The sequence below is a fragment of the Candidatus Bathyarchaeota archaeon genome (assembly GCA_025059045.1).
Lineage (GTDB): Archaea > Thermoproteota > Bathyarchaeia > Bathyarchaeales > DTEX01 > JANXEA01.
Map to the genome: position 1 here is coordinate 1 of JANXEA010000012.1, position 2,951 is coordinate 2,951.

Below are 2,951 nucleotides of genomic sequence, written 5' to 3' on the forward strand. Positions count from 1 at the left end.
TTCCCTTTATGGGATTTTTCTTCTTGAACCGGAAGAAAGTGAAACTTTTGAGGGATATTGGAACTATTACGCTTTCAATTCCCTTTATGGGATTTTTCTTCTTGAACCCGAAGTTGATTTTTGCTTTTTTGGTGATTTCTTGGTGATTTTAGTCTTGTTTCGTAGTGATGGTTCGATTATTATTTATTTGTGATTTTCTTTATAAAGATAATCGAGGTTTTTGCGATGGTTTACTTTTTGTCTGATTTAGAGCGCAAGTATTTGCTCCATCAGCTCCTTCCTCTTGCACGTGATGTTGGTGTTAATCAGGAATTGAGGGGGTGGAGCTGGTTTCAGCCTCCGTTAAAGCCCTATCATGAGGGGGTGAGGTTGCCTATGTATGCTGTTGCTTCTAAGTATTGTCCGATTGGCAGGGATGTTTATCTCCATAATGTTGAGGGAGTTCCTCCGAAGCCTTCAATAAACGTGGCTTTAGGTAAGATGTTTCATGGTGTCGTCAGTGATTGTCTTCTTTCTTTTCTTCAGCAGCGGCGGTTTTCGTTTGAGGAGTGGTGGAGGAAAATTCGTTGGGATGAGATTCCAGAGAAGCCTGAGAACGTATATGAGCCGTCAAGGATTGTTTGGGATTTTGTGTCAAAGCTTTGTGAGGCGAGGATTGCTGAGGTGTCTAGTAGGCAGCCTTATGCCTCCAGCTATGATGTAATATCTTCGGCTCTTCCGTTTTTGGTTGAGCATAAGATCTCGGGTGAACTTCTTGGGTTGAGTGGGATACTTAGCCTAGACTGCTATGACTATCTGCATGCCATAATGTTTGACCTGAAGGTTAATGATGAGCCGAAAGATTGGCATAGGCTAGCGCCTGTAGGCTACTCAATCGTATTCGAGAGTGTTTATGAGGTTCCTGTGGATATCTGCTGCATAGTGTATCTCAATATCAGGAACGGTCGCATAAGCATCAACAAGAATCTCTTCTTTGCATCGGAGGAGTTGAGGCAGTGGTGGATAGAGGAGAGGGATAAGAAATTGGAGATTGTGGCTGAGGGGAAAGATCCAGGCTTACCGAATAGATCTCAGTGTAGGGAGGATTGCATGTATTTCGAAGCATGCTATGGTTAGTCAAATAGTTGGAGGTAAGGCCTTGAAGATCTTTCTTGACGATTTCGGTCTCTTTCTTGGCAGAAAAAGGAATCGGTTCGTTATCAAGAAGGGGGGCGAGGTGAAGGAGATCGTTGCGGATGATGTCGAATCTATCATTTGCTGCTCAAGTGGCGTCTCATTCTCATCCAGCGCCCTGAACCTTGCAGTTAAAAACAACATCCAGGTGGTCTTGGCTCGACATGGTGGCTGGCCCTACGCAATTCTAATGCCGTCTTCTTTGACTGGTTCGGTCAGGGCGCGTAGAGAACAGTTCTTGGCATATAATGATGAGAGAGGTTTCATATTGGCTAAGAGGTTCGTGATTGGGAAACTTGTGAACCAGGCTAATCTACTTAAGCTGCTTGCGAAGAATAGGCGACAGACGAGCCCCAAACTTTCCGAAAGCCTTTACGAGGCTGGCAGGGCTATAGAGCAGGTTGCAGCAAAAGTTGATGAGTTAATGGCGGCAAGCGTTGATGAGAAACGCCAGGACTTAATGAATCTTGAGGCCGAGGCCGCTAGATCCTACTGGGGCGGTATCCAGCAAGTTGTTCCGCCAGAACTAGGCTTTAAAGGCAGGGAGACTAGGGGCGCACGCGACCCGTTTAATGCTATGCTAAACTTCGGATACCAAACAATACTATTCTCAGAGATCTGGAAGGCAGTGTGCTATGCAGGGCTAGACTTCTATGCTGGCTACCTGCATGCTGACAGGCCGGGCAAACCGTCGCTAGTCCTAGATTTAATGGAGGAATTCCGCCAGCAGGTTGTGGACAGGACGCTTATCTCCTTGATGGCGAAGGGCATGATTAAGCCTGAAGAGATCTTCGCAGAGGAAGGCGGAGAGGAGGGTAGGATCCTAAGTAAGGAGGTAGTGAAAACTCTGCTAAAGAGCCTCCAGGAGCGGCTGGACATGGAAGTGATGTTCGAAGGGCAGAGAGGCACAATCAAGGGTTTCATGCATAATCAGGCAAGGCGCATAGCACGTTTTCTCCTACACGAGTCCGACTACAAACCCTTCACACTTGGCTGGTGAAGATGGAATGCGCTACTTAGTCATCTACGACATCACGGACGATAACCTCCGCACCCTAGTAGCCGAGATACTGAAAGATTACGGATTTCAGCGTATCCAGTACAGCGCTTTCATAGGCGACCTCCGCCGCCACGAGTTGAACAGCCTACTCACAGACCTGAAAAACCTGATCGAAGACCAAATTGAGAACGTGCAGTTCTACCCCGTCTGCGACACATGCTTTAAGGGACGGCAAGAGGTGGGAAAATCTAAAAGATACGAGATGGAGGAAAGGAAGGAGGAAGTAGCATATTTTTAGCATAATATGGGGAACGCAGTAAATGATGTTGTTTTCGCTGGTTAGAGATGTAGCATTGAAACATGCGCCAAAATTATGTGAGAGGTTAAGGAATGAGTGAGGCTGAGAAACGGCAAGGTTTGCCAGTTTCAGATATTGCTGAACCGCTAATTTCAGTTACCGATGTTAAGCATTACATTTATTGTCCAAGACTAGTGTACTTCGATCACGTTCTGCACGCCCAACCCATTCTCGGCTCCCAGCAGGAGGAAAGCCAAGAACAACACAGGGAATACGTGCACAAAGAGCTAAGGAGAAAAGATGCAATCTACTACTCACCCGAATTCGTCGGCGCCGAAAAACTCCTATTCATACCACTCGTCTCGAAAAGACTGCAGCTTCAAGGCATAATTGACTGCATAATAAAGACAGCTAAAGGCGAATATGTTCCAGTCGAATACAAGAACATGAACTCAAATAAGGGAAAAGCCTACATGGACC

Annotated in this window: 5 protein-coding genes; all 5 read left to right on the plus strand. The window is 46.2% G+C overall.

Annotated elements, in window-relative coordinates:
- A partial coding sequence (locus tag NZ952_04455) for a hypothetical protein (protein ID MCS7120436.1) occupies positions 1 to 193 on the plus strand: 193 nt, incomplete at its 5' end.
- A 44-nt stretch (positions 194 to 237) separates the two neighbouring features.
- Positions 238 to 1,116, plus strand: coding sequence for a type I-A CRISPR-associated protein Cas4/Csa1 (cas4a, locus tag NZ952_04460; GenBank protein ID MCS7120437.1), 879 nt, complete (start codon positions 238 to 240; stop codon positions 1,114 to 1,116).
- 22 nt (positions 1,117 to 1,138) lie between these two features.
- The gene (gene cas1 / locus NZ952_04465; protein ID MCS7120438.1) at positions 1,139 to 2,173 is read left to right on the plus strand and encodes a CRISPR-associated endonuclease Cas1; all 1,035 of its coding nucleotides are present in this window, start codon (positions 1,139 to 1,141) and stop codon (positions 2,171 to 2,173) included.
- A 7-nt stretch (positions 2,174 to 2,180) separates the two neighbouring features.
- Positions 2,181 to 2,471, plus strand: a complete 291-nt coding sequence (gene cas2, locus NZ952_04470; GenBank protein MCS7120439.1) for a CRISPR-associated endonuclease Cas2 — start codon at positions 2,181 to 2,183, stop codon at positions 2,469 to 2,471.
- Between the two features lie 92 nt (positions 2,472 to 2,563).
- Positions 2,564 to 2,951, plus strand: a 388-nt coding sequence (locus NZ952_04475) for a PD-(D/E)XK nuclease family protein (protein MCS7120440.1), incomplete at its 3' end; no start/stop codon positions are given.

Coding starts and splice junctions, on each gene's coding strand:
- cas2 (MCS7120439.1), top strand. CDS start 2,181: ATGCGCTACTTAGTCATCTACGACATCACGGACGATAACCTCCGCACC.